Below are 23,402 nucleotides of genomic sequence, written 5' to 3'. Positions count from 1 at the left end.
GGTAGACCCCGGTAGCCGACCGAACTCATCGCGCGGTGGCCGAGCGTAACGCCAGGGTTGCATTCGCCGCCGAAACCCGCCCTGGCGTTACGTTCGGCAATAGAAAAAGCCCCCGCCGAAGCGGGGGCTTTTCCTTGATCAGCTAGCGGTAGTCCTACCGGTAGTCGCTGTAGCCGTAATCGTCCAACGGCACCGCGGCACCGGTGGCCTGGCCGAAGTCCGGGCTGTAGTACTGATCCTCGTAGGACGGGATCGTGTACGCCGCAGCGCGGGCTTCCTCGGTCGGCTGCACCTGGATGTTGCGGTAACGGTTGATACCGGTACCGGCCGGGATCAGCTTGCCGATGATCACGTTCTCCTTCAGACCCTGCAGCTTGTCGCTGCGGCAGTTGATCGCCGCATCGGTCAGCACGCGAGTGGTCTCCTGGAACGACGCCGCCGACAGCCACGAATCGGTGGCCAGCGACGCCTTGGTGATACCCATCAGCACCGGACGGCCGGCCGCGGGCTCGGCGCCCTCGGCAACCACACGCCGGTTCTCCGACTCGAACTCGCCACGCTCGGTCAGCGAGCCGGGCAGGAACTCCGTTGCGCCCGAATCGATGATCGTGACGCGCCGCAGCATCTGCCGGACGATGACCTCGATGTGCTTGTCGTGAATCGACACACCCTGCGCCCGGTAGACCTCCTGGACTTCCTTGACCAGGTGGATCTGCACCTTGCGCGGGCCCTCGATCCGCAGCACCTCGTGCGGGTCGGCCGAGCCCTCGAGGAGCTGCTGGCCCACCTCGACATGGTCACCGTTGACCAGCAGTCGCTCGGAACCGTCGTCGTGCTTGAACACCTTCAACCGCTGACGCTTGGAGAGCTTGTCGTACACGACCTCCTCGCTCCCGTCGTCGGGAACGATGGTGATCTTGTAGAACTTGTCGGTCTCCTCCAGCTGGACCCGCCCGGCGACATCGGCGATCGGTGCGCGGTTCCGCGGAATACGCGCCTCGAACAGCTCCTGCACGCGAGGCAGACCGCCGACGATGTCGGCGCCACCGGTGACACCACCCTGGTGGAAGGTGCGCATGGTCAGCTGAGTGCCGGGCTCACCGATGGACTGCGCGGCCACGATGCCGACGGCCTCGCCGATGTCCACCAGCTTGCCGGTGGCCATCGAGCGGCCGTAACACATCGCGCACACACCCGAGGCGCTGGTGCAGGTGAGCACCGAGCGGACCTTGACCGAGGTGATGCCGGCCTCCAGCAGGGCGTCGATCGCCGGATCGCCGAGATCGTGTCCGGCGGTGACGACGACGTTGCCCTTCTCGTCGACCGCGTCCGCGGCCAGCGTGCGGGCGTACGCCGAGGTCTCGACGTGCGGATCCCGGATCAGGCTGCCGTCGGCCTGGAGCTCGGCCAGGTCGACAAGGATGCCGCGCTCGGTGCCGCAGTCGTGCTCACGCACGATCACGTCCTGGCTGACGTCCACCAGACGACGGGTCAGATAACCCGAGTCGGCGGTACGAAGTGCGGTGTCCGCCAGACCCTTTCGGGCGCCGTGGGTGTTGATGAAGTACTCCAGCACCGTCAGGCCCTCGCGGAACGAGGACTTGATCGGCCGCGGGATGAACTCACCCTTCGGGTTGGTCACCAGACCCTTCATGCCGGCCAGCGTCCGAGTCTGGGTGAAGTTACCCGTCGCACCGGAATCCACGATCGTGATGATCGGGTTGTCGTTGGGGTAGTGCGCCCGCAACGCGTTACCGACCTCTTCGGTGGCTTCCTTCCACAGCTCGACAAGAGCGTCGTTGCGCTCCTGCTTGTTGAGCGCGCCGCGCTGGTACTTCTTCTCGATCCCGTCGGCTTCGGCCTCGTAACGCTCGAGGATCTCCTGCTTCTCCGGCGGCACGATGACGTCCGCCATCGACACCGTCACACCCGAACGGGTGGCCCAGTGGAAACCGGCATCCTTGAGCTTGTCGACGGTCTGCGCGACCACGATCATCGGGTAGCGCTCGGCCAGATCGTTGATGATCCGGGCCTGGACCTTCTTGTGCATCTGCTCGTTGACGAACGGATACCCCTGCGGCAGAAGCTCATTGAAGAGCACCCGGCCCAGCGTGGTCTCGGCGGTCCAGGCATTGCCCGGGCGCCAGCCGTTCTCGCCGAACAGCTCGTTCTCGACCTCGTGCGGCGGACGCAGCTGCGTCAGGCGCACCTTGATCTGAGCGCGAACCGACAGCGCACCACGGTCCATCGCCATGATCGCCTCAGCCGGCGAGCTGTACACACCGGTCTCCGGCGCATCCTTGGCGGCAGCGGTGTACTCACCCTTTTCGCCGGCAACCAGCGTGGTCAGGAAGTACAGCCCGGTGACCATGTCCAGACGCGGCATGGCCAGCGGCTTGCCCGACGCCGGCGACAGGATGTTGTTGCTCGACAGCATCAGGATGCGGGCCTCGGCCTGCGCCTCGGCGCTCAGCGGCAGGTGAACCGCCATCTGGTCGCCGTCGAAGTCGGCGTTGAATGCCTCACAGACCAGCGGGTGCAGCTGGATGGCCTTACCCTCCACCAGCTGCGGCTCGAAGGCCTGGATACCGAGGCGGTGCAGCGTGGGTGCACGGTTCAGCAGCACCGGGTGCTCGGCGATGACCTCTTCGAGGACATCCCACACCTGGGGACGCTGACGCTCCACCATCCGCTTGGCGCTCTTGATGTTCTGCGCGTGGTTGAGATCGACCAGACGCTTCATCACGAACGGCTTGAACAGCTCGAGAGCCATCAGCTTCGGCAGACCGCACTGGTGCAGCTTGAGCTGCGGGCCGACCACGATGACCGAACGGCCCGAGTAGTCGACGCGCTTACCGAGCAGGTTCTGACGGAACCGGCCCTGCTTGCCCTTGAGCAGATCGGACAGCGACTTCAGCGGACGGTTGCCCGGCCCGGTGACGGGCCGGCCGCGACGGCCGTTGTCGAACAGCGCGTCGACCGACTCCTGCAGCATCCGCTTCTCGTTGTTGACGATGATCTCGGGAGCCCCGAGGTCGATCAGTCGCTTCAACCGGTTGTTGCGGTTGATCACGCGGCGGTACAGATCGTTGAGGTCGGAGGTCGCGAAGCGGCCACCGTCGAGCTGGACCATCGGGCGCAGCTCCGGCGGGATCACCGGCACCGCGTCGAGGACCATGCCCATCGGCGAGTTGCCCGACTGCTGGAACGCGGCGACCACCTTCAGGCGCTTGAGGGCGCGAAGCTTCTTCTGCCCCTTGCCGTTACGGATGGTGTCGCGCAGGCTCTCGGCCTCGGCGTCGATGTCGAAGGTCTCGATGAGCTTCTGGATCGACTCCGCACCCATCGAGCCCTGGAAGTACTCGCCGTAGCGGTCGACCAGCTCGCGGTACAGGTTCTCGTCGACGATGAGCTGCTTGACGGCCAGCTTGGTGAAGGTCGTCCAGATCTCGTCGAGCCGGTCCAGCTCACGCTGGGCCCGGTCACGCAGCTGACGCATCTCGCGCTCGCCACCGTCGCGCACCTTGCGGCGCACGTCGGACTTGGCACCCTCGGCCTCGAGCTCGGCCAGGTCGGCTTCGAGCTTCTGGGCGCGGGCCTCCAGATCGGAGTCACGCTGATCGGCGACAGCCTTCTTCTCGACCTCCATCTCGGCTTCGAGAGTGGAGAGCTCGTTGTGGCGCATCTCGTCGTCGACCGCGGTGATCACGTAGGCGGCGAAGTAGATGATCTTCTCGAGATCCTTCGGCGCCAGGTCCAGCAGATAGCCCAAGCGCGACGGAACGCCCTTGAAGTACCAGATATGCGTGACCGGTGCGGCCAGCTCGATGTGGCCCATCCGCTCGCGGCGCACCTTGGCGCGAGTGACCTCGACGCCGCAGCGCTCGCAGATGATGCCCTTGAAGCGGACGCGCTTGTACTTACCGCAGTAGCACTCCCAGTCGCGAGTCGGTCCGAAGATCTTCTCGCAGAACAGGCCGTCCTTCTCTGGCTTGAGCGTGCGGTAGTTGATGGTCTCCGGCTTCTTGACCTCACCGAAGGACCAGGTGCGGATGTCGTCCGCGGTCGCAAGACCGATCCGGAGTTCATCGAAGAAGTTGACGTCTAGCACGTAACTCCCTTTCCCCTTTCGGGACTAGAAATACTAATTAGGCCAAATCCTCGACGGACGCAGATTCATTGCGGGACAGGTTGATTCCGAGGTTCGCGGCAGCCCGCTCCAAGTCCTCGTCGTCACCGTCGCGCATCTCGATTGCCGCGCCGTCCGAAGACAGCACCTCAACGTTCAAGCACAGCGACTGCAGCTCCTTGAGCAGCACCTTGAACGACTCCGGAATGCCCGGCTCGGGGATGTTCTCGCCCTTGACGATCGCCTCGTAGACCTTGACCCGGCCGACGGTGTCGTCGGACTTGATGGTCAAGAGCTCCTGCAGCGTGTACGCCGCGCCGTAGGCCTGCATGGCCCAGCACTCCATCTCACCGAACCGCTGACCACCGAACTGCGCCTTACCACCGAGCGGCTGCTGGGTGATCATCGAGTACGGACCGGTCGAGCGGGCGTGGATCTTGTCATCCACCAGGTGGTGCAGCTTGAGGATGTACATGTAGCCGACCGTCACCGGGTACGGGAACGGTTCGCCGCTGCGGCCGTCGTACAGCACAGCCTTGCCGTCACCGTTGACGAGAACCTCGCCGTCACGGTTGGGCAGCGTCGAGCTCAGCAGACCCTGCAGCTCCTCTTCACGAGCACCGTCGAACACCGGCGTCGAGACGATGCTGTTCGGCTCCGACGCAAGCATGTCCTGCGGCAGGTTGGCAGCCCATTCGGGCGTCCCGCCGACCACATCGATGTTCCAGCCGGCCTTGGCCACCCACCCGAGGTGGGTCTCCAGGATCTGGCCGATGTTCATCCGGCGCGGCACACCGTGGGTGTTCAGGATGATGTCCACCGGGGTGCCGTCCGGAAGGAACGGCATGTCCTCGACGGGCAGGATCTTGCCGATGACGCCCTTGTTGCCGTGACGTCCGGCGAGCTTGTCGCCGTCGGAGATCTTGCGCTTCTGGGCCACGTAGACGCGGACCAGCTCGTTGACGCCGGCGGGCAGCTCGTCGTCGTCCTCGCGGGAGAACACCCGGATGCCGATGACCTTGCCGGACTCACCGTGCGGCACCTTCAGCGACGTGTCGCGGACCTCGCGCGCCTTCTCACCGAAGATCGCGCGGAGCAGCCGCTCCTCCGGGGTCAGCTCGGTCTCACCCTTCGGGGTGACCTTGCCGACCAGGATGTCGCCGTCGCGGACCTCGGCGCCGATGCGGATGATGCCGCGCTCGTCGAGATCGGCCAGCACCTCGTCGGAGACGTTCGGGATGTCCCGGGTGATCTCCTCGGCGCCCAGCTTGGTGTCGCGGGCATCGATCTCGTGCTCTTCGATGTGAATCGAGGTGAGCACATCCTCCTCAACCAGACGGTTGGAGAGGATGATCGCGTCCTCGTAGTTGTGGCCCTCCCACGGCATGACGGCGACGAGCAGGTTCTTGCCCAGCGCCATCTCACCGTTCTCGGTGCACGGACCGTCGGCGAGCACCTGGCCCGACTCGACGCGCTGCCCGGCGTCCACGATCGGACGCTGGTTGGCGCAGGTGCCGTGGTTGGAGCGGGCGAACTTGCGCATCCGGTAGGTGTGCCGGGTGCCGTCGTCGGCCATCACGGTGATGTAGTCGGCGGAGACCTCCTCGACCACACCGGCCTTGTCGGTGACGATGACGTCGCCGGCGTCGATGGCCGCACGCAGCTCCATGCCGGTACCCACCAGCGGTGCCTCGCTACGCACCAGCGGAACCGCCTGGCGCTGCATGTTGGCACCCATCAGGGCACGGTTGGCGTCGTCGTGCTCGAGGAACGGGATCATCGCCGTCGCGACCGACACCATCTGGCGCGGCGAGACGTCCATGAAGTCGACCTCGGTGGCGTCGACGTACTCGACCTCGCCGCCCTTACGGCGGACCAGCACCTTGCTCTCGGTGAAGCGGCCGTCGCCGTCCGTCGGCGAGTTGGCCTGCGCCACGACGTGGCGGTCCTCCTCGTCGGCGGTCAGGTAGTGGATCTCGTCGGTGACCTTGCCGCCCTCGACCTTGCGGTAGGGCGTCTCGATGAAGCCGAACGGGTTCACCCGGGCGTACACCGACAGCGAACCGATCAGACCGATGTTCGGACCCTCAGGAGTCTCGATCGGGCACATCCGGCCGTAGTGGCTGGAGTGCACGTCGCGGACCTCGAGGCCGGCGCGCTCACGGGACAGACCACCCGGGCCCAGCGCCGACAGGCGGCGCTTGTGGGTCAGACCCGACAGCGGGTTGTTCTGGTCCATGAACTGCGACAGCTGGCTGGTGCCGAAGAACTCCTTGATCGCCGCCACGACGGGACGGATGTTGATCAGGGTCTGCGGCGTGATCGCCTCGACGTCCTGAGTGGTCATCCGCTCGCGGACGACACGCTCCATGCGGGACAGGCCGACCCGGATCTGGTTCTGGATCAGCTCGCCGACGGTGCGCAGGCGACGGTTGCCGAAGTGATCGATGTCGTCGACCTCGACCGGGACCTCAACGCCGCCGGGAGCGGTCATCGTGGTCTGGCCCTCGTGCAGGCGCACCAGGTACTCGATGGTCGCGACGATGTCCTCTTCGGTCAGCGTCGAGCTGGTGATCGGCTGGCCCGCGTTGAGGCCCAGCTTCTTGTTGACCTTGTAGCGACCCACCCGGGCCAGGTCGTAACGCTTGTCCTTGAAGAACAGGTTCTCCAGCAGGGTCTGCGCCGACTCCTTGGTCGGCGGTTCGCCCGGGCGCAGCTTCCGGTAGATGTCCAGCAGCGCCTCGTCGGTGCCTGCGGTGTTGTCCTTCTCCAGCGTCGACATCATGATCTCGGAGAAGCCGAAGCGCTCCCGGATCTGCTCGTTGGTCCACCCGAGCGCCTTGAGCAGCACGGTGACCGGCTGGCGGCGCTTGCGGTCGATGCGCACACCCACGGTGTCGCGCTTGTCGACGTCGAATTCCAGCCACGCACCGCGGCCGGGGATCACCTTGACGCTGTGCAGCGTCTTCTCGGTGGACTTGTCGATGCTGTCGTCGAAGTACACACCCGGCGAACGGACCAGCTGGCTCACCACGACACGCTCGGTGCCGTTGATGATGAAGGTGCCCTTCTCGGTCATCATCGGGAAGTCACCCATGAAGACCGTCTGGCTCTTGATCTCGCCGGTGTTGTTGTTGATGAACTCGGCCGTGACGAACAGCGGGGCCGCGTACGTCATGTCCTTGTCTTTGCACTCGTCGACCGGAGCCTTGACCTCGTCGAAACGCGGGTCGGAGAAGCTCAGCGACATCGAGCCGGAGAAGTCCTCGATCGGCGACAGCTCGGTCAGGACCTCTTCGAGGCCACCCACCGGGTTGACGTCACCGCGAGCTTCTGCGATCGCACGCCAGCGCGGCGAGCCGATCAGCCACTCGAACGACTCCGTTTGGACGTCGAGCAGGCCGGGTACTTCTAGCGGCTCGCGCAGCTTCGCGAATGAAATTCGTTTTGGTGCTCCGGGAACGGAGTTAGAAGTAGTAGTCGTTTTGCTCTGGCTAGAGACTGCCAAGATGCATCCTTCCAGCACCTAATGCGACAGACCGGAAGCATCCGGGAGGTCGCGATATCTGCGTCGGTTCGGCTGGCCTACTCGAGGCCCGGCCTTTCCCCGGGACGCACGCGACATGAAACGGGTCTCGAGCTGGAACGTCGTGACTCAGACTTGAGGACCGGTTTGTCAGGTGCAGGTTGAGGTGGGCAGGAGGCAGCCAGCGCAACGTCCAACAATAGCGGAAGACGGCGCATTCCTCAACAAGCTCATGCCGGGCGGGCTGGCGCTGGCTGGCGATCTAGCTACCCATGCACACATGCTGGGAACAGACTGACCCGTTTGCGCCTTTCCGTCAAGGGATAACGCGGCGTTTGGTGTGGAAAATTGCCGGTTGGACCGCCTCAGACGCTCACCGTCGACGGGTACTGCCGCGTCCGGGTGATGGGCCCCCACACCCCGAGTTGGCGGGCCCGGGTCACCAGCGCGCTGTACTCGTCGCTCGGGATGGACTGGTCCCGGGTGAGGATGTAGCCGGAGAATCCGGTCGGATCGCTGACGATCACCCATTGATAGCTGGGGTCGTAGTCGAGGATCCAGTAGTTCCCGGGTTCGGCGGTGTTCGGCGTCTGGTTGAAGAAGGCGACGTCAAGACGCGTGTTCACGCCGGCGTTGACCGAGACCGCGGTCCCGGTGATCTGGCTCGCCGGGCCGTTGGGTCCGATGTAGTTGCCGGAGTTCTGCACCCCGACCGAGCCGTCGGTGTTCAGGGTGTACACCGCTTTGGTGTTGACCAGCCCCCAGGCGAATGGCAGCTTCACACTGCCCTGCTCGTACCAGGGCTGACCGTTGGCGTACTGGGTGACGTCGACCGGCGGCGGCGCGGGCAGGGTGGCCGCCCCGGCCTGGCCCATCACGATCGGCTGGTTGGGGACGTACGTGCCGTCGTTGGGGCTGCCGTAGATGCCGTAGACCGGATCGGTCGGACCCTTGCCCGCATAGATGTCATTGATCCAGCCCGACGCGAACGTTCGCACCGCCGTCTTGCCGCCGGGCGGGGACGGCTTGACGATGATCGTGCTGAGCAGCTCGCCGAGCAGCCCGAAGGGATTGTTGCCGGCGATGACGTCGGTGTGTGAGCCGTTGTCGATCTGCACGCCGTAGAACTGGTTGCCGTAGAACGCCTGCATCAATTCGGTGGCCACCCCGTAGGCGTTCCAGCGCTGCGGCGGCGCGGCGATCTGGTAGTCCGGGATACCGGCACCGGCCAGGGCGGTCAGCGAGTCGGTGAACAACGGGTCGCGCGAGACGCCGTCGAACATCACCACGCCGAGCAGGTTGTCCACCTGGTCGGTCTGGGTGATCAGCGCGCCGACCGCGGTGGCGAAGTTGCCGCCGGCGGAATGGCCGGTGAGCAGGAACTTCTCCGGCAGGGTGCCGCTGAGACCGGCAGCGTTGGCGCTGATGTTCAGCGCCGAGCGGCTGCCCTGGAACATGCCGGCGACCGCCTCGCGCATCTCCGCGCCGCCCAGGTAGCAGCCCGGGCACAGCGGGGTGTTGAACCAGAAGATGTCCGGCACCACCACGATGCTGTTGGTCTCCTGGGCCAACTGCTGGGCCGCGGTGCCGTACCAGTCGTTGAAGCCGAGGAACCCGTGCTGCAGCCAGATCACCCCGTTGGCTGCGACTGTGCCGTCGGCCTGCGTCGGGAAGTACCAGTTGGCCGGGGCGGCGTAGCCGTTCGGGCCGCACGGGATGTTCAGCACCGACGACCCGAACCGAACTCCGGTGACACCGTTGCCGACCGAGACGACGGGATTGTCGGGGTTCAGCCCGTTGTCACCGCTGTTGACCGGCGCAGGCAGCTGGGCGCCGAAAAGTCTGGCGACCGTGTCGACCAACCCTTTGACGAGCTTGTCGACCGGTCCCAGTTGGTTGGCCTCCGCGGCGGGCAGCCCGACCGCGGCGGTCGGTCCCATGATGATCTGCTGGTTGGCCGCCGGATAGAAGCCGTACTGCGGGGCCTCGGGGGTCGCACCGGCGTACATGTCGTTGATCCAGCCGTTGCTCAGGGTGTAGACGGCCGCGGTGTTTCCGGCGGGCACCCGCTTGGTCACCAACTGCAGGACCACGTTGAACAGTGGGTTGACCCCCAGCATGGAGTCGACGTGCGAGCCGTTCTGCAGGACCACGCCGATGAACGTGTCGGGAAGGGTCGCCGCCAGGACATTGGTGGTCGCGCCGAACAGGTTCCAGCTCTGCGCCGGTGCGGCGATCTGGTAGATCGGCTTGCCCGCGGCGGCCAGGTCGGCGACCTGGCTGGCGAAGGATCCGGTCAGCGCGCCGTTGGACACGCCGTCGAACATCAGCACACCCACCAGATCGGACGGGTCGTACTGGGCGTCTGCGCCACCCAGATAGTCGTCGGCGACGGCGGTGGCAAAGCCGCCCCCTGCCGAGTGACCGGCCAGGAGGAAGCGCTCCGGGAGTGCCGCCCCGGTGAAGCCGGCTGCGGTGGCGCTGCTCAGCAGGGTTGCGCGGTTCGGTCCGAGCAGAGCCGCCGCGTCCTGTTCGGTGACCACGCAGGTGAGGCAGCCGCCCGAGAATGTCATCGGAATCGAGGACAGGGTCGGCGCCACCACGATGCTGTTGGTCTGCTGCGCCAAGTCCTTGGCCAGCGCCGAGTAGAAGGTGTTGGTGGCCCCGAACCCGTGCTGGAGCCAGATGACGCCCTGGGCGTCGACGCTGCCGTCGGCCTGGGTCGGGAAGTACCAGTCGGCGGCGACGGTCTTACCGATGAATGCCCCGGGCAGGTCCAGCCGGGAGTGACCGACAAGCACACCGGTCACACCGTTGGTCGGTGCCACCGGCAGCGTGGTCGCTGTGCTCACCGGAGCGCTCGGTGCGGTCGTGGCGGCGGGGATGGTGGTGCGCGGCACCGCCCCCAGGTTGGCGAGCACGCTGAGCGCCGCGCTGGCCAGAAGATCGGATGCCGGTGCCGAGGGTGCCGCGGCCAGCGATCGCATCCCGGCGCGACGTGAGGTGGCGACGCCGGCGGTGACGGTCGTCGGCGCGGATGTGGCGGCAGCTGTGGGGCCGGCTTTCTGGGCGGCGAGCGACGAGCGCGCGGTGCGCGTGGCCGACGACGGCGTGGACGTCCGCTTGCTCGCGCCGGTGGACTTGCCCGCAGCCGAGGACGACGCCTTCGACGACGCCTTCGAACCGGAGCTGTCGCCGTTGTCGGCGTGGGCCACCGCGGAGCCGGACAGCAGGGCCGCACCCAACCCCACCACCATCGCGCCGGTGCCCAACAAGACCTGACGTTGCGTCATCGCTGACCCGCCTCCCCAAATTGACGATCCGGCAAAAGCTACTCAGTGCCAGCCCATTTCGGGATCGAAATCCCATCCGCGGGCCGGGATGTCATCGATTCGTCAGGCGGCGATCGAGCCGGCCGCCGCGGCGGCCGGCTGAGGCGTTGCCGGGGGCGCCGATGCCGGCGACGACGGCAACTGCCCCCCACCAAACCCGCCGGTCGCGTAGCACCTAGTCGCCTCCTCCTGCGCGATCGGGCCAAACGCTAACCCAGCAAATCGCCGCATCGAGGCGAATTGGCCAAAGCGTCATTTCCTGCGAGCGTCACAGTCGCCCGTGCGGATCGGGATTCTCCCCCGAAAAGCGAAAGGCCCCAACCGATTTCGGTTGGGGCCTTTCGCTGATAGTTAGCTTAGGTCAGTTGCCCTCTTCGCCGGCGAAGGTGTGGCTGGGCAGCTTGTGGGTGCCGTCGAGGTCATCGCGGATGGCCTCCTGGGCGGCCGGGGGCAGGGTGTGCAGGATCTGGCGCACCCGCTCCTGGCGGCGTCGAACGGCGTCGCGTTCCGGGATGCCCGGGGTGACCGTCAGCTGCGGCGGTACACCTTCGATTTCCTCGACACCGCCGTCGTGGTGACCGGCGTCGACCAAGGCCTGCTCCTCGGCCATCGTCGACTCGTCCTTCTCCTCCGACATGCCGATCGGGCCGATACGGCGACCGTTGAGGAACTGACGCACCACCGGCTCGTCACTGGTCAGCAGCACCTCGCGGGGACCGAACATGACCAGGTGCTTGCGGAACAGCATGCCGATGTTGTCGGGCACCGTACGGGCGATGTTGATGTTGTGCGTCACGATCAGGATCGTGGCGTCGATCTGAGCGTTGATGTCGATCAGCAGCTGGCTCAGGTACGCGGTGCGGACCGGGTCCAGACCGGAGTCGGGCTCGTCGCAGAGGATGATCTGCGGGTCGAGCACCAGTGAGCGGGCCAGACCGGCACGCTTGCGCATACCGCCGGAGATCTCACCGGGGAACTTGTTCTCGTCGCCACCCAAGCCGACCATGTCGAGCTTTTCCATGACGATCTGGCGGATCTCGGATTCCTTCTTCTTCGTGTGCTCACGAAGCGGGAAGGCGGTGTTGTCGAAGAGGTTCATCGAGCCGAACAGCGCGCCGTCCTGGAACATGACGCCGAACAGCGTGCGGATCTCGTAGAGCTCCTTGGCCGAGCACTCGATGATGTTGGTGCCGTCGACGATGATCTTGCCGCGCTCGGGGCGCAGCAGACCGATCAACGACTTCAAGAACACGGATTTACCGGTACCCGACGGGCCCAGCAGCACGCTGACCTCACCGGCGGGGATATCGAGGGTGACGTCTTCCCAAATTCGCTGGGAACCGAATGACTTAGTCAGCCCCTCGACCTGAATAGCAATACCCACGCCAGATCCTTCCGCCCACACCGGTCAGCCACTGCCTCGATGGCCTGTGGTTTGAGTCACTGTAGCGCACGGCCACTCCTGCCACTCGGGTTGTGTCACTACGGTTATTGACGCTCGTAAAACTGTGATGGTCGCGTCCGGCCCCCGCGCGAGCCGTTGCGGTAATTGCACAAAAGCGCCGACAACGAGAAGGCCCCCGGACGAATCCGGGGGCCTCCTTCGGTGATACCGAAACTACTTGACGGTGACCGTCGCGCCAGCGGCCTCGAGCTTGGCCTTGGCGTCGTCGGCGGCCTCCTTGTTGACCTTCTCGAGCAGCGGCTTGGGGGCGCCGTCGACGAGGTCTTTGGCTTCCTTGAGGCCCAGGCCGGAGACGATCTCACGGACGACCTTGATGACGCCGATCTTCTTGTCGCCGGCACCCTCGAGGATGACGTCGAATTCCGACTGCTCCTCGGCGGCCTCGGCGGCAGCGCCACCGGCGGCGGGGCCGGCAGCCGCAACGGCGACCGGAGCGGCGGCGGTGACGTCGAAGGTCTCCTCGAACTGCTTCACGAACTCAGAGAGCTCCAGCAGGGTCATTTCCTTGAACGCGTCGAGCAGTTCGTCGGTGGACAGCTTTGCCATGGTGATTCCTTATCTGTGTGCTTTGTGGTGGTTTGTCTTAGGCAGCGGGTTCGGCGGAACCCTCTGCAGCCTTCTTCTCTTGCAGAGCTGCGGCCAGGCGGGCGACCTGGGACGCGGGCGCCACGAACAGCGCCGCGGCCTGGGACTGCTTCGCCTTCATTGCGCCGGCCAGCTTGGACAGCAGCACCTCGCGCGACTCGAGATCGGCGATGCGCTCGACCTCGGAAACGGTCAGCGCGCGACCGTCCATGTAGCCGCCCTTGATGACCAGTGCCTTGTTTTCCTTGGCGAACTTCTTGATCGCCTTGGCGGCGTCAACGGGTTCGCCCTGGATGAACGCGATGGCGGTCGGACCGGCGAAGAGTTCGTCGAGACCCTCGACACCCGCCTCGGACGCCGCCCGCTTCACCAAGGTGTTCTTGGCAACGGTGTAGCTGGTTCCGGCACCCAGCGACCTACGCAGCTCGGCAAGGTTGGACACCGTCAGGCCGCGGTACTCGGTGACGACGGTGGCCGTCGCCTCCTTGAACTTCTCGGCGATGTCGGCGACCGCGGTGGCCTTTTCAGGCTTAGCCATGCTTGCCTCCTCGTGTTGGTTGGGACGTCCACCAACCGACGAGCGAGAAAGCCAGAAATCACAAACGCCCCGACACAGGACCGGTCGGGGCGCACAGAAAAATACTGTTACCTCGTCCTCCTGCGTGGGCCGCCCGGGAATCCGGGACCTTCAACCGATTGCTCGGTGACCGACGGTCTTCGGTGGAACTGAGCAAGGATAGCGTGCACTCCCCGGATCAGCCAAAACGGGCGCGAGCAGCTGGTCAGCCACGCAGCAGCGCAGCCGCCCCCACCAGGCCCGCCTCCCCGCCCAGCGCGGCAGGGACCACCCTCAGCCCGGACAGGAACTCCAGTCCGGCGAAGGTGCGCAGTTCCTCGTGCAGCGGGTCGAATAGCACCGGCCCGGCCTTGGCCACGCCACCACCGAGGACGACGAGGTCCAGGTCGCAGACCGCACCCACCGAGGCGATCATCGCGGCGATGGCACGGGCGCCACGGCGAAACGCCGCCACGGCCACCTGATTTCCGGTGGCAGCGGCCCCGGCCAGTTCCTTCGCGTCGGCACCGTCCCAGCCCTGCGCGCGGGCCCACTGCGCCAGATGCGGTCCGCTGGCGATCGCTTCCACGCAGCCGCGGCCGCCGCAGGTGCAGGGCGGTCCGTCGGTGTCGACGACGACGTGGCCGACGTGACCGGCGTTGCCGGTGCGCCCGTGGTAGGGCGCGCCGTCGAAGATCAGTCCGCCGCCGATCCCGGTGGACACGACCATGCCGAGCAGGAACGCCGCACCCTGGCCGGCCCCGCGCCAACGCTCGCCGAGCGCCATGCACAGCCCGTCGCCGCCGAGGCGCACCGGCACATCGGGGACCGCCGCGACCACGCGTTCGACGACCGGGAAGTTGCGCCATGCCGGGATGTTGATGGGGCTGATGGTTCCGTCGGGCAGGTGGATCGGGCCGGCCGAAGAGATGCCGACACCGTCAACGGGGCCGCCGGCGGCGGTGAGCGCGTCGGCGATGGCGCGACCGGCCGCGGCCCACACCTGATCGGGGTCGTCGGTGTGCGGGGTGGGTTGCCGGGTCTCGTACGACAGGTTGCCGTCGGCGTCGACGAGGCCGGCGGCGATCTTCGTGCCGCCGATGTCGACTGCGAGTGTCGTGACCATCAGTGTTTGTGGGTGTTGTCGGGCTGGCGCGGGTCGCCGGGGTGTTCGTAGCCGGGGGCCAGCCACACCAGGTCGGCATGACGCTGACCGAGCCACATCCGGAAGTGGCGCCGCCGGGCGGCGCCGAGCAGCAGCGCCGCGATCAGCGGGCGCACGTCGGTCAGAGCGGGCTCACTGGCCACCCGCCAGCCACCCGTGTCGGCGAAGCGCAGGAACCGCCGCGGATTTCTGGCGTGAAAGTCCGTCACGGCGTCGGCGTCGACCTCGACGGCATCGGTGATGTGCGCGAAAACCGCCCGGGCGATCGGGGCCGCCAGCACCGCGGCGGCGATGCTGCCGATCTCCAGCCGCGCGGTGGAGTCGGGCAGCAGGTCGTCCTCGTCGGGCGTCGACTCCGTCACGCTCACCCCGAGCGCTTCCGCTTCGCGGGCCACCAGCTTCTCGGCGACCAGCAGTTGGGTGAGCCAGCGCCGCAGCTGGCGTCCTTCACTGGTGTGCGGTCGGGGCAGTGCCACGACTTGGGGTGCGGCGCGCAGTGCGGCTTCGCGGTCGTCGACCTCGCCGACCGCGACATCCACCCCGGCGACGGTCGCGACCAGACTCATCGGACCGTCACCGCCACCGCCGGTGTGTAGAGCAACCGGCCCGCGCACCCGATCCGGACCACCGCCCACCACTGCCCGGGTGTCGTCCACGGCGGCGGCGCAACATCGAAGGCGACCTCGATTTCCGATCCTGCGCCGACGACGGCGCCGCACGACGCGGGCCCGATCCACTCCCAGGTCCCCCACGGGCTGATCAGGTGGGCTTCCAGGGACAGGTCGGTGCGCGCGGCGCTGGCGACGGTGACGGCCAGGCGGGCCTGCTCCCCCGCGGCGACGACGATGTCGGACGGTTCACCGACCAAGCGCACCAGCGTGCCGGGGCTACCCACCGAGACCACGCAGACGTCTTCGACCGGTTGTTTCCACGCCGCGGGCACGTCACCGGACAACGTGAGCTGTGCGCGGATGGGGTAGTCGCCGGATTGCGCATCCGGCGGCGCGGTCACCACGACCTCCGCTTCGCGGTGATGGCCGGTGGTCAGTTCGAAGGGCAGCACCTCGGGTTCGACCGTCCACCCGCGCGGTCCGCGCAGGCGCACCTGCCCGGCCAGGGTGGCGTCGCTGCAGTCGCTGGCGGCGGTCAGTCGCAGCCGCACCTGGCGGCCGGGCTCGACGGTGACGGCTTCGGGGTGCAGGTGCGCGACGGCAGGTAGACCGCCCAGCGGGGCCGGGCCGCGGTTGTGCAGCCAGTAGCGGGCGTACAACGGCCGCGCGTTCTCGGTGTCCGGGGCCAGTGCGGCACCGTCGGCGTCCAGCACGGCGTGGACGTTAAGCCGGGCCAGCAGGGTCGCGATCTGGTAGCCGTGCAGCCGCAGGGGTGGCTCGTCGGAACCACGGGCAGCTTCCAGCAGGTCGGCTGACACCACCGCCGACACTGCGCCCACCCCGGACGACAGTGCGACTTCGGTTGTCGTTCCACGAGTTTCGACCAGCCGGATGGTGACGTCCTCGGGGTCGACGGCGGCGGAACTTCCGGTGGCGGTCGGGTTGCCCCCGATCTTGAGCGCGGCAAGATGAACTGCGCCGGCCGGTTCGACGCGCAGCAACGAGCCGTCGGCGGAGAGGGTTTCGACCCCCTGATCCGCCACCACGCACACCATCGGATGGGCGAACTCGGCACTGCGAGAGGGCATCTCGCAGGACCGCCAGTCACCGCGCCCGGACACCAGGGCGAAGTCGAAGCTGTGGGTCCAATGCTGCAGCTGGAAGTTGGATCCGTCGGGAGCGGTGCGCCGCGGCGGGTCGATCCACACCCCGGACGGCCAGCCGGTGCACGAGCGCATCAGCGAGCTGTGCAGTGTCTGGTCGGGTTCGACGGCGAAGCCCGGCACGCCGCGGTTGAGCAGGGCGACGGTGCGTGATTCGAACTCGCCGAGGCCGGACGGCGCGTCCTGGCTGACGTCGATCTGGGCGTCGTCGAGGTCCTCGACGACGGCGGCGACGGCCCCGTCCCCTGCGGCGATCAGCACCGGCAACGCGAGCACGCCGCGAAGGTCGGCGTCGGGCTGCCATACCGCCGTCAGCGACTCACGCGCCGGGACCCACACCCGCGCCCGCCCGGATTGCGAAAGTTGTTGGCGCAGTTCGGTGGTGTAGGCGGGATCTGCCGCGGCGAGCACCGCGGCGGTGAACGTGTTGGCCTCGGGGCCGCCGACCGCGATCCGGGCGTCCGGCAGGTTGGAGTCGACGTCGAGGTGCCCGTAGCGCGGGTGTCCGGCAGCGCTGCAGGTCGCCGTCACTCCGGCGCGCACCAGGGCGACCATCAGGTCGCGGGCCTCGGAGGTGTCCTCGGTGGGGACGATCACTTCGGCCACCGATACGGCCCGTATGCCGGATCCGACCTGGATGCGGGCCGCCGACGAGAGGCCGAACCAGCCTTGCGCCGGATTATCCAGTGTCCATGGGTGTTCAGCGGAGTCGACAGCTCGATCATCGCCGGACGCGTGGTCGTGCAGCAGCCCGAACCCGCGTCCGATTACGGCGTCGCCGACCTCGCTGACCGGCAGCGCCCCGGGTACCGGACAGGGCCAGCGCAGCCGCACCAGCCGGTCGGCTCCGGTGAACTCGTCGATGGTGGTGCTGGTGTCCACCCGGTCGATGCCGTGCCAGAGCGTGAGCACCTGGGTGTAGCGCAGCAGCTCGCCGATGCGGCCGGTCACGATGATCCGCTCACCGAGCGGGCTGTGATAGGCCTGAACCGAATCCGCAACGCCTGCAGACGAACACGTCACGGGGCCGGTCGGCAGCAGATGCCACGGCCCCTCCCCTGCCTGCGGGTGCGCCGGATATTCCTCGTAGACGGCCAGTTCGTTGCCGACGCGACCCTTGGCGATGAGTTCGCGATCGGTCGCCAGCTCCACCAGCGACACCACGGTTCCCCCGCGAGTCGGGTCGACCCGCAACCTGTGGCGGGAGTTGACGATCTCGACGCCGTCGACGGGGTACCACCCGGTCGGCTCCCGCGTGGCCACCAGCTGGTAGCTGCGCCAGCCGAGGGAATCGACGCCGTCGGCCCGAAAGCTCACCAGGTGGCCGTCGTCGGAGACCACGGCGGGATGCGTCACCCCCGCGGAGTCCACCACCGCCGCTCCGGGGCCGAACGGCGTCGCCAGCCGGGCGGTCACTATATCGGTTCTCTTGTGCGCCAGGGGATTCCATACGACGACCGAACCAGACTCGGGCGCTACGGCCCGCGACAGCAGCTCCAGCGCCCCGGATCGGGCGGTCGAGCCGAGTTCCCACGCGTCGCGCCAGCTGGTCAGCAGGTCGAGGTACACCTGATCTGATTCCGAGCCGGTGATGCCGTCGTGGTGGGCGCCGTAAGCCAGCTGTACCCAGGCCTTGGCCAGGGCGGCTTCCGGATAGCGGGCACCGGAGAGCAGCGCCGCGAACACCGTGAACCGCTCGGCGCCCAGCACCGCATCCTCGGCGGCCCGGTTGGCCTGCTTGGTGTCGATGTACGACACGTCCTTGCCGGTGTAGATCGGGTTCATGTCCCGGGTCTGCGGTGACGGCGCCACCCCGCGCTGCGCAGTCTCGGCGCGCACGGCGGCGAAGAATTCCGACGGCAGGGCGCAGACGAACCGCGGCCAGGTGTAGCGGGCGTTCCAGTCGCGGTGGATCTCGGTGACCCAGGCATTGGGCGGGGTGTAGTCGGTGCCGACCGGCAGCAGCACATTGCGGGTCAGTGCCACCGATTTCAGTTCGGCGAACAGGTGATAGGTGGCCTGCTCGGCGTCGGCGAGCGTCGCCGCGGAGTCCATCCACCAGCCGGCCGAGTAGTGCGCGGGCATGTAATGCGTCAGCAGCCCGAGTCCCGACGGCGCGATCCACTCGAACTCGCTTGGGAACTGCATGCGTCTGGGGTCGCCGTCGGCTGCCATCGGCCCCCACTGATGGTGCGGTCCGCGGGCCCATGAGCTCGATGTCAGCCCGGCGTCGGCGGCCATGCCGGGGAATTGCGGGTCGTGCCCGAACACGTCGAGCTGCCAGGCGGTCGCCGGGTCGGCACCGAGCACGTCGCGCTGGTAGCCGACGCCGTGCACGAAGTTGCGGATCGCGGTCTCGGCGCCGACCAGGTTGGTGTTCGGCTCGTTGTAGGTCCCGCCCATCACCTCAACCCGCGAGTCGGCGATGAACCGGCGCAGATCGGCACGGTCTTGCGGGTGGGTGTCGAAATAGGGCTTCAGATAGTCCACTTCGGCGAGCACGAACTTGTAATCCGGGTCGCGGCGGGCCATTTCGAGGTGGGCGGCCACCAGCGCGAACCCGTTGTTCTGCCGGGCCCGTCCTGGCGGGTTCTCGGTCCACACGCTGGTGTAGGCGGCCTGGGTGTTCCACCACACCGGGTCGTAGTGGAAGTGGCTGACCATGTACATGGTCCAGCCCGGCTCGGCGACGGTGAGCTGGAATGGGAATTCGGCATCGTGGCCGACGGCGCGGGCTGTTCGACGCGCGCCGGGCACCGGGCGCTCGATCCGGACCGGGACCTCCACCACGCCGTCGCCGCGCGGCACCGCAACGTCCTCGGAGTGCACGCCGTCGCCGAGAATCCGCACGATGCCGGCGTCGGCCGCGCTGTAGCCGACACGGACCACCTGAAGCGGCGCATCGGGCGGTCCGACGAAGAGCTCCGTCGACTCCGCGGAGGTTATCCGCACGCCAGCAATGTACGGCCCCACCATCGGTCAGCGGAGCGACACGTCGATCACGAGCGGGCGATGGTCGGAGATGGGCAGCACCGGAGTGCCCGCCTCGCGGGCCACCAGACCGTCGTGGTCGGTGAGGATGTGGTCGAGCTGACGGTCCGGGCAGTGCAGCGGAAACGTCGGCGCGCTGGCCAGCGAACGCAAACCGGTGTGCCGGCTCGGCGACGCCCCCGACATGTTCAGGTCGCCCATCAGCACCCGCGGCCCGGGCAGGCCCTTCAGGTCACGAGTGAGGCGGCGCAGCTGGACTCGGTTCCACCCCGGCACGAACGACAGGTGTGTGTTGGCGACGGTCATCACGCCGAGCGGGGTGTCCAGCTGTGCGAGCATCGCCGCCCTCGGCTCCTCGTGAACGATCTGCACCCGGTTGGGGCCGGGCAGATACATCGGGAAGCGTGCCGGGATCCGGGGCAGGCGTAGCACCTGCCAGGAGATCGCCGGATAGCGCGACAGCAGCGCGATGCCGTAGGCGGCCGTCCCCGGTTGCTCGCTGCCGGTGGCGGCCATCCAGGTCGCTCCGGGCGTGCCGGAGATCGCGGCGACGAATCGGTGCGCGACGGCGCCCATCGCCGCGGCCGCGATCGCGGTGAGGTCGGCGAGCGACGAGCGCGGTTGATCGCAGTCGACTTCCTGCAGGGCCAGTACGTCGGGGTTCAGCCGGTGAATGCACTTGGACAACCGCTCCAGATTGACCTGCCCGTCATCCAAGCTGCGACCGTGCAAGATGTTGAAGGTGGCCATCCGCATGGGTACCAGGTACCCGTGCAGGCCCGAAACGAAGACCTTCGATCGGCTTTGCGTCGCGCAGCGGCCGCGATGAAGGCCGACGGCCCAGAATTCGCGCTGGCCGGCAGCTATGCGCTCTGGGTGTATGGCGGGCCCGAACCGGTGCACGACGTCGACTTCGTGGTCGCCGAATCCGAGGTCGAGGTCGCCGCGAAGAGCCTCGCCGGCGCAGGTTTCACGATCGAACGCCCACCGGAGGATTGGTTGTTCAAGGCGTGCGTGGACGGCGAGTTCGTCATCGATGTCCTGCACCGCCTCAACGGCATGCCGGTGGATGCGGCGACGCTCGAGGGCGCGGTCTCCCATGACGTCTTGGCGATCTCCATGCGGGTTCTTCCCCCGACTTACGTGATCACCGAGAAACTGTGTTCCCTCAACGAGCACCATTGCGATTTCGCGTCGCTGCTGCCGTCGGTCCGAGCTGTGCGCGAACAGGTGGACTGGGACACCGTGCGAACCGATACCGCGCACAATGATTTCGCCGTCGCCTTCTTGATGCTCACCGAACGACTCGGCATCACCGCCTGACGGCAGCGGCAAGTAACGCCGACATCGCCCGCGCCGCGTCGATGACCTCGGCGGGTTCGAGGATCTCGAACGCGATACCGGGCATCGCCAGATACGGCACCAACGCCATGGGGTTGTCGGCACCGGTGACGACGATGCAGGTGCCGGGCCCGTCATCCTCGATGGTTACCGTGGTGGGCGAGAAGTGCTGTTCCATAACGCTTTTCGCGGCCTGGTAGCGCACCCGGGCGACATGGCGGTAGGGCGACGCGGTGATGGCGCGACGGACGTAGGCGGCGGCGTCGGGGGCGTCCCGCGGGGTGAAGGTGCTTCCTTTCGCGTGAACCTGGGCCATCCGGTCCAGCCGCAGGCTGCGCCAGTCGTCGCGGTCGCGGTCGTAGGCCAGCAGGTACCACCGCCGGCCGGTGGTCACCAGCTGGTAGGGCTCCAGGCGCCGGCTGGTCGGGGAACCAGCCCGGTCGACGTAGTTGACGCCGACGTGTTCAGAGTCCCGGCAGGCCCGCGCCAGCGTCATCAACACCTCGGGATCCACCGGCGACTCGGATTCGGGGGTCAGCGTGACGGTCGCATCGTGCACGGCGGCGACCTGCGAACGCAGCCTGCCTGGCATCACCTGATCGAGCTTGGTCAGTGCGCGCAGCGCCGCATCCCCCACGCCGGCCACGCTGCCACCCGCAGCCAGGCGCAGGCACACGGCCATCGCGACGGCCTCGTCGGAGTCCAGCAGCAGCGGCGGCAACGCGGCCCCCGCACCAAGTTGGTAGCCACCACCGTGGCCGGTGCTGGCGTGGACGGGATACCCGAGGTCGCGCAGCCGCTCCACGTCGCGGCGCACGCTTCGGGCGGTCACCCCGAGCCGCTCTGCCAGCTCCGCGCCGGACCAGACCCGCCGTGACTGCAGCAGGCCCAGCAGCTGCAGCACCCGGCTCGTCGTCGCGGACATGGCTTCAGTCTCGCGCAGTCTGCGGACAGAAGCTGTCCGCAATACGTGCAAGTCTAGGGATATGACGTGGACGACTCAGCTTGCCGACCAGCTGGACTGGCACTGGTCCAACGCCCTGCGGCCCCGCCTGGCCGGGCTGACCGATGACGAGTACTTCTGGGAGCCGGTCGCCGACTGCTGGACCGTGCACGGGGAAGGCTCGATCGACTTCGCCTACCCGCCGCCGCAGCCCGAACCCGTCACCACGATCGCGTGGCGCCTGGCCCATGTCGTCGTTGGCGTTCTCGCGATGCGCAATCACTCGCACTTCGGCGGTCCGGCTGCCGATTATCAGAGCTGGCCCTACGCCACCGACGCGGCGACAGCACTGGCCCAACTCGACGACGCCTACGCGCGTTGGATCACCGGAGTACGGGGATTGTCCGACGACGATCTCGCCCGACCGTGCGGGCCGGCCGAAGGCCCTTACGCCGATTACGCGCTATCCGAACTGGTCTTGCACATCAACCGTGAGGTCATCCATCACGGTGCCGAAATTGCTTGTCTGCGTGATCTTTACGCCCATAGATAGCCCCGGGAACCACCGAAAGGACCGTCATGCCCACCCTCGCCCCACCCGTCCGCGATGAACGGCACGCGCTGCGCGAATTCCTCGCCCACCACCAGAGCGCGTTCGTCGCCGTCGCGTACGGCCTCACCGATGAGCAGGCTCGAGCGACGCCGACCGTCAGTTCGCTGTCGATCGGCGGGTTGATCAAACACGTGACCGGGGTGCAGCAGTCCTGGATGCAGCGGGTGGCCGCGGCCCCCGACGAACCGCAGGCCGATGACCGCCCGTTCGAGGAGCGTGCGCAGGAGTACCAGGAGCAATACCTGATGCGGCCCGACGAGACCCTGGCCCAGCTCATGGAGAATCTCGTTGCCCAGAACGCCGAGTCGCTGCGGCTGGTCGAGACCGCCGATCTCGACGCCGCGGTGCCGGTGCCGCGCGACGCACCGTGGTTCCCGAATGATGTGGACGCCTGGTCGGTGAGGTGGGTGCTCGAGCACCTGATCTCGGAGTTGGCGCGGCACGCGGGCCATGCCGACATCATCCGTGAATCCATCGACGGCGCAACGATGTACGAACTGGTCGCGGCGGCCGAAGGCATGGCACCCCAGCCGTGGCTGACCCCGTGGCGCGCCAACGGGTGACGGGTCACTCCTTGTAATCGAAGTCGACGTCGGCCAGCAGCCAGAATTCGGCGATCTTGCCGTCCCGCAGATGGTAGAAGTACGCGGCCTCTGATCGATATCGCTCGCCGGTGCTGATCAACGTGGCGCTGTAGTGAAAGCGAATTGCGAAGCGGTCGTCGCCGGCAATCAGATCGCCGATCTCATAAACCGGGTCGCTAAACGTTTCCCGGTCGAAATCCAGCCGGTGGACCACGTCGTCAAACCCCAACCGATCCGATCCACGCGGGCTGTCATGGTGTCCCACCACGTCGTGGTGGTAGAAGTCGGCGACGTCGGTCGAGTCCAGCCGACGCCAGATTTCGTCCATCAGACGACATGCGAATTCATGGGTTTGCGCACAATCCACTACCCCAATGTGCCAGCAGAAATTGGGGTAC

Annotated in this window: 15 protein-coding genes; 3 read left to right on the top strand and 12 right to left on the bottom strand. The window is 67.2% G+C overall.

Annotated features, from left to right (window positions below; translation table 11 throughout):
• Nucleotides 1-154: 154 nt before the first annotated feature.
• The 10 genes from AB4879_RS22305 to AB4879_RS22260 form a co-directional block, all read right to left on the bottom strand.
• Complete coding sequence (locus tag AB4879_RS22305) at nucleotides 155-4,111, bottom strand: DNA-directed RNA polymerase subunit beta' (protein WP_102807097.1); 3,957 nt, start codon at nucleotides 4,109-4,111, stop codon at nucleotides 155-157.
• A gap of 37 nt (nucleotides 4,112-4,148) precedes the next feature.
• Complete coding sequence (locus AB4879_RS22300; protein ID WP_370509322.1) at nucleotides 4,149-7,637, bottom strand: DNA-directed RNA polymerase subunit beta; 3,489 nt, start codon at nucleotides 7,635-7,637, stop codon at nucleotides 4,149-4,151.
• A gap of 383 nt (nucleotides 7,638-8,020) precedes the next feature.
• Nucleotides 8,021-10,948, bottom strand: a complete 2,928-nt coding sequence (locus AB4879_RS22295; protein ID WP_370509321.1) for a lipocalin family protein — start codon at nucleotides 10,946-10,948, stop codon at nucleotides 8,021-8,023.
• A 400-nt stretch (nucleotides 10,949-11,348) separates the two neighbouring features.
• Complete coding sequence (locus tag AB4879_RS22290; RefSeq protein WP_102807093.1) at nucleotides 11,349-12,371, bottom strand: ABC transporter ATP-binding protein; 1,023 nt, start codon at nucleotides 12,369-12,371, stop codon at nucleotides 11,349-11,351.
• Nucleotides 12,372-12,605: 234 nt separating this feature from the next.
• On the bottom strand, nucleotides 12,606-12,998 hold the full coding sequence (gene rplL, locus AB4879_RS22285; RefSeq protein WP_099249671.1) for a 50S ribosomal protein L7/L12: 393 nt from the start codon (nucleotides 12,996-12,998) through the stop codon (nucleotides 12,606-12,608).
• A gap of 37 nt (nucleotides 12,999-13,035) precedes the next feature.
• The gene (gene rplJ / locus AB4879_RS22280) at nucleotides 13,036-13,575 is read right to left on the bottom strand and encodes a 50S ribosomal protein L10 (RefSeq protein WP_036343445.1); all 540 of its coding nucleotides are present in this window, start codon (nucleotides 13,573-13,575) and stop codon (nucleotides 13,036-13,038) included.
• A 244-nt stretch (nucleotides 13,576-13,819) separates the two neighbouring features.
• The gene (locus AB4879_RS22275) at nucleotides 13,820-14,719 is read right to left on the bottom strand and encodes an ROK family protein (protein WP_370509320.1); all 900 of its coding nucleotides are present in this window, start codon (nucleotides 14,717-14,719) and stop codon (nucleotides 13,820-13,822) included.
• Nucleotides 14,719-15,324, bottom strand: a complete 606-nt coding sequence (locus tag AB4879_RS22270) for a malonyl CoA-ACP transacylase (protein ID WP_370509319.1) — start codon at nucleotides 15,322-15,324, stop codon at nucleotides 14,719-14,721. Before AB4879_RS22270 ends, AB4879_RS22275 begins: the two co-directional genes overlap by 1 nt.
• A complete protein-coding gene (locus tag AB4879_RS22265) occupies nucleotides 15,321-19,484 on the bottom strand; it encodes an NEW3 domain-containing protein (protein ID WP_370509318.1) in 4,164 nt (1,387 codons plus the stop codon). The genes AB4879_RS22270 and AB4879_RS22265 overlap by 4 nt, the downstream gene beginning before the upstream one ends.
• A gap of 27 nt (nucleotides 19,485-19,511) precedes the next feature.
• Nucleotides 19,512-20,279, bottom strand: a complete 768-nt coding sequence (locus tag AB4879_RS22260; RefSeq protein ID WP_370509317.1) for an endonuclease/exonuclease/phosphatase family protein — start codon at nucleotides 20,277-20,279, stop codon at nucleotides 19,512-19,514.
• A 69-nt stretch (nucleotides 20,280-20,348) separates the two neighbouring features.
• Between AB4879_RS22260 and AB4879_RS22255 the strand changes: the two genes are divergently transcribed.
• A complete protein-coding gene (locus tag AB4879_RS22255) occupies nucleotides 20,349-20,846 on the top strand; it encodes a hypothetical protein (RefSeq protein WP_370509316.1) in 498 nt (165 codons plus the stop codon).
• On the opposite strand, the gene AB4879_RS22250 is transcribed toward AB4879_RS22255, so the two are convergent.
• Nucleotides 20,836-21,789: a helix-turn-helix transcriptional regulator gene (locus tag AB4879_RS22250; protein WP_370509315.1), complete on the bottom strand. Its 954-nt coding sequence runs from the start codon at nucleotides 21,787-21,789 to the stop codon at nucleotides 20,836-20,838. The genes AB4879_RS22255 and AB4879_RS22250 overlap by 11 nt on opposite strands.
• A 61-nt stretch (nucleotides 21,790-21,850) precedes the next feature.
• Between AB4879_RS22250 and AB4879_RS22245 the strand changes: the two genes are divergently transcribed.
• Nucleotides 21,851-22,360, top strand: coding sequence for a DinB family protein (locus AB4879_RS22245; protein WP_370509314.1), 510 nt, complete (start codon nucleotides 21,851-21,853; stop codon nucleotides 22,358-22,360).
• 26 nt (nucleotides 22,361-22,386) lie between these two features.
• The gene (locus tag AB4879_RS22240; protein WP_370509313.1) at nucleotides 22,387-22,983 is read left to right on the top strand and encodes a DinB family protein; all 597 of its coding nucleotides are present in this window, start codon (nucleotides 22,387-22,389) and stop codon (nucleotides 22,981-22,983) included.
• Nucleotides 22,984-22,987: 4 nt separating this feature from the next.
• On the opposite strand, the gene AB4879_RS22235 is transcribed toward AB4879_RS22240, so the two are convergent.
• Entirely contained in the window at nucleotides 22,988-23,332 is a 345-nt protein-coding gene (locus tag AB4879_RS22235; protein WP_370509312.1) for a nuclear transport factor 2 family protein, read from the bottom strand.
• Nucleotides 23,333-23,402 lie beyond the last annotated feature (70 nt).

This window comes from Mycobacterium sp. SA01, from assembly GCF_041287105.1.
Taxonomy (GTDB): domain Bacteria; phylum Actinomycetota; class Actinomycetes; order Mycobacteriales; family Mycobacteriaceae; genus Mycobacterium.
Note: the sequence above shows the minus strand (reverse complement) of the source record. Positions and strands in the feature narration are given on the sequence as shown.

What these genes read in the sequence shown, in the direction of transcription:
- rplJ (WP_036343445.1), bottom strand. Translation starts at nt 13,575, where the DNA reads ATGGCTAAGCCTGAAAAGGCCACCGCGGTCGCCGACATCGCCGAGAAG.
- AB4879_RS22245 (WP_370509314.1), top strand. Translation starts at nt 21,851, where the DNA reads ATGACGTGGACGACTCAGCTTGCCGACCAGCTGGACTGGCACTGGTCC.
- AB4879_RS22270 (WP_370509319.1), bottom strand. Translation starts at nt 15,324, where the DNA reads ATGAGTCTGGTCGCGACCGTCGCCGGGGTGGATGTCGCGGTCGGCGAG.
- AB4879_RS22255 (WP_370509316.1), top strand. Translation starts at nt 20,349, where the DNA reads ATGAAGGCCGACGGCCCAGAATTCGCGCTGGCCGGCAGCTATGCGCTC.
- AB4879_RS22240 (WP_370509313.1), top strand. Translation starts at nt 22,387, where the DNA reads ATGCCCACCCTCGCCCCACCCGTCCGCGATGAACGGCACGCGCTGCGC.
- AB4879_RS22275 (WP_370509320.1), bottom strand. Translation starts at nt 14,719, where the DNA reads ATGGTCACGACACTCGCAGTCGACATCGGCGGCACGAAGATCGCCGCC.
- AB4879_RS22250 (WP_370509315.1), bottom strand. Translation starts at nt 21,789, where the DNA reads ATGTCCGCGACGACGAGCCGGGTGCTGCAGCTGCTGGGCCTGCTGCAG.
- AB4879_RS22260 (WP_370509317.1), bottom strand. Translation starts at nt 20,279, where the DNA reads ATGCGGATGGCCACCTTCAACATCTTGCACGGTCGCAGCTTGGATGAC.
- AB4879_RS22295 (WP_370509321.1), bottom strand. Translation starts at nt 10,948, where the DNA reads ATGACGCAACGTCAGGTCTTGTTGGGCACCGGCGCGATGGTGGTGGGG.
- rplL (WP_099249671.1), bottom strand. Translation starts at nt 12,998, where the DNA reads ATGGCAAAGCTGTCCACCGACGAACTGCTCGACGCGTTCAAGGAAATG.
- AB4879_RS22235 (WP_370509312.1), bottom strand. Translation starts at nt 23,332, where the DNA reads ATGGACGAAATCTGGCGTCGGCTGGACTCGACCGACGTCGCCGACTTC.